Annotated in this window: 5 protein-coding genes; 2 read left to right on the top strand and 3 right to left on the bottom strand. The window is 35.2% G+C overall.

Annotated elements, in window-relative coordinates:
• The coding region (locus Q0X89_RS00085) for an XdhC family protein (RefSeq protein WP_297690568.1) at positions 1–744 on the bottom strand (744 nt) is incomplete at its 3' end.
• A gap of 201 nt (positions 745–945) precedes the next feature.
• On the opposite strand from Q0X89_RS00085, the gene moaA reads away from it, so the two are divergent.
• Positions 946–1935, top strand: coding sequence for a GTP 3',8-cyclase MoaA (gene moaA / locus Q0X89_RS00080; protein ID WP_297690567.1), 990 nt, complete (start codon positions 946–948; stop codon positions 1933–1935).
• 5 nt (positions 1936–1940) lie between these two features.
• Positions 1941–3155 (top strand): molybdopterin molybdotransferase MoeA, encoded by a 1215-nt coding sequence (locus Q0X89_RS00075; protein ID WP_297690566.1) that lies wholly within the window; start codon positions 1941–1943, stop codon positions 3153–3155.
• On the opposite strand, the gene Q0X89_RS00070 is transcribed toward Q0X89_RS00075, so the two are convergent.
• Positions 3130–3318: a hypothetical protein gene (locus tag Q0X89_RS00070; RefSeq protein ID WP_297690565.1), complete on the bottom strand. Its 189-nt coding sequence runs from the start codon at positions 3316–3318 to the stop codon at positions 3130–3132. The two genes, Q0X89_RS00075 and Q0X89_RS00070, sit on opposite strands and share 26 nt — an antisense overlap.
• Positions 3319–3677: 359 nt before the next feature.
• The coding region (locus Q0X89_RS00065; RefSeq protein WP_297690564.1) for a molybdopterin molybdotransferase MoeA at positions 3678–4822 on the bottom strand (1145 nt) is incomplete at its 5' end.

The following is a 4822-nucleotide window of genomic DNA, read 5'->3' as shown; positions in this document are numbered from 1 at the left end:
TTGAATGAAATTATCATCTTTATCATATAATTCCATATTTACAGCTCTATTTTTACAACAAGAAAGGTCGATTTTACCATCTACCATTACAATCTCTCTCTTTTTATCTAATGCTTCAAATTTAATGGAGTCTATTGATATTTGTAAAGGAACTAACTTATTTTTGTTTTTAGGAACTAACTTAATGGGAGCTTTAAAATACTTAACTTCTCCACTTATAGAAGTTATTTTTACCGGAATCCCTTCTTCTTTAAGTTCAAGATCTAATTTACCGCCTTCTATAGTGTTTTCTTTTGTGTCAAAATAGTAAGTAGTTCCCAACAATTCAGGATCTTCCGGACAAGCCGTTATTGTAATCAAAACATGAGACTGTCTGGAAGAAACACATTTTTCCAGTAAGGGTATGGTAGATAAAGTACTTGTTATGGGTGAAATTAATACATCAATCACCCCATTGCAACCTAGGCCTACCCCTATTTGGTTTTCATCATCCTTTGAAGTGTCATAAGTTACTATGGACGGCTTCTCTTTAAAAATTGCCATCTGTGATCGTTTTAAGGCATCACCCTCCAGGCAGCCTCCACTTATACCTCCCTCAAAAACTCCAGATTCAAAAACAAGCATCCTTGCTCCTTCTCTTCGGTAAGATGATTCTTCTACCCTAACTACTTGAGCAATAGCTGCTTTTTCGTTTGAAGACTTAAATTTATTATAAAGAGATAAAATGGATTTAATTTCCTTCATCTTTTATTATTTTATTTAATTTCATTATTTAGTGACAAGTGGCCATTTTAATTAACAGATAATTCACATGCCTGTAATTAGATTTTGTTGTATTTTTAACATCCAGCCTTTAACAATATTAAAATTTTTTTAGATTTTCATCTCCAAAATTTAGGTTAAATATTCAAGTTCGTTTAATTTTTAATTAATTCATTTTTTAACATGCAGCTTAAAGATAGTTTTGACAGAACAATAGACTATGTAAGAATTGCTGTAACAGATCGCTGCAACCTGAGATGCTTTTATTGTATGCCTATGGAGGGCATTACATATGAACCTAAGGCACATTTACTAACTTATGAAGAAATAACCCGGCTCCTGTCTGTTCTTGGCAAACTAGGGTTCAAAAAAGTTCGATTCACTGGTGGTGAACCTTTTTTGAGGAAAGACTTTGTAAAGTTGCTAGAAAGTACTAATGAACTGCAAATCTATGACTCAATTCATATTACTTCCAATGGTACATTGTTAGAAAAGCATATCCCAAAACTAAAAGAACTCGGAATAAAAAACATTAATTTAAGTATAGACTCCCTCGATGAAGTACGCTTTAAAAAAATTACACGTAGAAATGATTTTACGAAAGTGATTAGAGCCTTAAATAGTCTATTAGATGAGGGATTCAATCTTAAAATCAATGCTGTGGTGATGTTTGGTGTAAATACACAGGATATACTCCCTCTTGCAGAATTTGCTAAAAGCCATCCGGTGAATATTCGCTTTATCGAAGAAATGCCCTTTAATGGTGGTTATAAAAAAAATGCTCAAATATTTAAGGCGAACGATATCTACCGAATTATTAAAAATGAATATCCCAGCTTGTCCGCAAGACCTAAATCGCATGGTGAAACTGCCACCAATTACCAGATAAATGAGTTCAGGGGCGATATTGGGATTATTCCTGCCTTTTCGCGCACTTTCTGCAATACCTGCAACAGATTACGTATTACGGCGAAAGGCGAAATTAAAACCTGTCTATATGATGGTGGCGTATTTAGTATAAGGGACTTTATGCGCCGGGGTATTTCAGATGAAGAACTAACAACCAAGTTTGTGGAATTGATTAAATTAAAACCCAAGAACGGCTTTGAAGCAGAAAAATCCGGGAAAAATACCCTGGGTAGAGAGGTAAGTATGAGTTCAATAGGAGGCTGAATTTTGTGGAGAAGACATTTATAACATACGAGGAGGCATTAAGCATAATAGAACTAAATAAAAATAATTTTGTGACTATTCAAGTTCCTATAAAGGAATGTGGAGGTTATGTCCTTGCAGAGGATTTAACAGCAGATCGTGATTTGCCGCCTTATGATCGAATAACAATGGATGGCATTGCCATTGATTATGATACATTTCGAAATGGACAACGTGAGTTTCCTATTAAAGGGGTAGCTCCAGCCGGGTCACCACAGCAAACTCTCGATGATAAAAGCTCCTGTATTGAGGTAATGACAGGCGCAATTTTACCTAATAATACGGATACGGTAATCAGATATGAAGACCTTACCATAGCTGATGGAAACGCCCGTATTAATATTGCCGAAATTGAATACCGCCAAAACATTCATTTTAAAGGATCAGATATTGTCAAGAACTCTGTAATCACTAAAGCAGGGAATATTATTTCTAGTGCCGAAATAAATGTTGCTGCCGCTACAGGAAAATTTACTATAGCGGTTAAGAAAATGCCTAAAGCCGTAATAATTTCTACTGGCGATGAACTGGTAGATGTACACGAAACACCTCTTACTCATCAGATACGAAGATCTAATGTTTATGGTATTCAGAACACTTTAATAGAATGGGGAATTCCAGCAGAATTAAGGCATTTACCCGATGACAAGGAAAAAATGCAAACTATTCTTGCCCAATTACTTCAGGAATTTGATTTGCTCATAATTACAGGAGGTGTATCTAAAGGAAAGTTCGATTATTTACCTGATGTATTGACATCGCTTGGTGTAGTAAAACATTTTCATAAAATACAGCAACGGCCAGGCAAGCCTTTTTGGTTTGGGACAAGTAAAAATAATAAACGGGTTTTTGCACTTCCGGGAAACCCGGTATCTTCATTTGTTTGCGTATATATCTATCTTAGGTTTTGGTTAATTAAATCCTTAGGTATAGAGGAAACATTGTTTTATGTGACCTTGAATGAAGAGGTCTACTTTAAACCTGACTTAATTTATTTTTTAGAGGCAAAATTAGAAAGTAAAACCGATGGATGCTTGATTGCAAACCCGGTAAAAGGGAATGGATCAGGGGATTTTGCCAATTTGGTAAAAGCAGATGGTTTTTTGATATTGCCTCAAAATAAAACAATATTTATGAAGGGTGAAGTATATCCTTTTATACCTTATAGATCTTATCATTAAAAAAGATGGAAACTTCGAAATCATCCTGTTGTAAAAAAATCCATCGGCCAACTGAAATTGGAAGCGGTTCTAAAGGATATATTTCATTTCTATCCACATTATTGTTGATACTGCTGCCAAAGTGTCCTTTTTGTGTTGTAGCATATACAGGAGCGATCCTCATGTTCTTTGATATAAATTATTCACAATTAGCTCCTTTTCTATTACATGCAAAACCAATTTTGGGGGGCATTATTGTTTTAATGATTCTACTTAATAATCGAGGTCGAAAAACAATTATTTCCACTGTTATTTCGGTGACAGCGTTAATGCTTTTAATATTGAATGCCTACTTTTATATTGAAATAATGCCGCAATGGGTCTTATATACAAGTTTTGTTTTTGCAATTTGGTACAATGGTAACTTTGAATATTTCTTTCGCTATTTAAGACGGAAAAAACAATAAGGTATATTTTCTTCTCTTAAAGTCATCGCCTGTATATTGACCGAGTGTCCTTTTTTATCTTGATCTTGATTTTCATTTAAATTATTTGTCTCGTTGGTATAAATGGTACTGACTCCCCTTTCTGATAGCTTTTATGGACAGGAGAGAGGAGAATAAAACCATCTATTTTTGACAAGGAAATCAAGTCGCCCGGGTTATCAATGATAGATTTTGATGCAAAAACAACTCCGTTATCCCAATTTATGTTTACCCCGATAATTTGAGTTAATTCCCCACTAACCTCAAAAGAATCATTTAAAAGCACATCTTTTTTATTGAGTGGTAATCCTAACGATTTATGCAACCAATCTCTGAAATAAATATGAAAATTTGCAAAGGTGGAAACTGGATTTCCCGGAAAAGAAAAAACTACTGTATTGGCATTCTTATGAGTGCCGAACCAAAATGGTTTGCCTGGTTCTTGAGCTATCTGACCAAACAATTTATCTACGCCTAAATCCCCCAAGACTTCAGGAATAAAATCAAATTTTCCAACTGAAATACCACCACTTAAAAGCAACACATCCATAGCTTCTATTGCATAACTCAACTTTTGGCGCATCAAGTCCTTATCATCCTCCACGTGCAAAAGCATAGGAGTAATGCACATTCTTTCCAGGGCACCATGAAGCGAATATTCATTTGATCTTCTAATCTGATGCTGCAATGGTTGATCATTTATTTTTACCAACTCGTTTCCCGTAGCAATTACAGCAACCCGAGGCATCTTTTTAACCAATACCCTATTTTGGCCAATGCTGGCTAAGATTCCCATTTCAGCGGCTGAGAGTAGCTTGTGTTTTTTTAAAATATTTTCGCCTTTGAGTTTATCACTTCCACGGAGGTTGATATTTTGGCCCTTAGTCGGTAAATTATGGACTGTAGCTATATCTTTTTCTATACTCAGATCTTCATATCTAATTACCGTATCGGCTTCGAAGGGAACTACGGCACCGGACATTATTTCAATACAATCTCCAGTTTCAAGAAAAGGGAATGTAGGTTTCCCGGCAGCTAAGATTCCTTTAATTTCAAAGGACCTGCGTCCATTCTCAATAGCATCAAAGTTTAGGGCAATACCATTTTTCATTGCTCTTTTAAAAGGAGGAAAATCTCTGTCTGCATAAACATCTTCTGCTAAAACCCTTCCCATGGCATTAATTATGGGAACAAATTCTGAAC

It is taken from the genome of uncultured Eudoraea sp. (genome assembly GCF_947258525.1).
Lineage (GTDB): Bacteria > Bacteroidota > Bacteroidia > Flavobacteriales > Flavobacteriaceae > Eudoraea.
This window is presented reverse-complemented; position numbering and strand designations above follow the sequence as displayed.